This window comes from Pseudomonas sp. NY15364, assembly GCF_048068235.1.
GTDB lineage: Bacteria > Pseudomonadota > Gammaproteobacteria > Pseudomonadales > Pseudomonadaceae > Aquipseudomonas > Aquipseudomonas mendocina_D.
Genome location: NZ_JBLUPX010000113.1, coordinates 1 through 202, shown reverse-complemented (window position 1 = coordinate 202; position 202 = coordinate 1). Strand labels below are relative to the sequence as shown.

The window sequence follows — 202 nt, the reverse complement described above, 5'->3', positions numbered from 1 at the left end:
GTTGCTGGGTCGTCTGGCGCCGGACTTCAAGACCATCGCGGATTTTCGCAAAGACAACAGCGTGGCCTTTCAGGCGACTTGCAAGGCTTTCGTCCAGTTCTGTCGCCAGGCTAGCTTGATCAGTGGGGAGCTGGTGGCCATCGATGGCAGCAAGTTCCAAGCGGTAGCTTCGCTGCGCAAGCACCTGAGCGTGGAGAAGCTC

General features: G+C 58.9%; 1 pseudogene. It reads left to right on the top strand.

The features are described 5' to 3' along the window. Nucleotides 1-202 (top strand): annotated as a pseudogene (locus ACNFCJ_RS24215) (IS5/IS1182 family transposase); the annotation flags it as partial.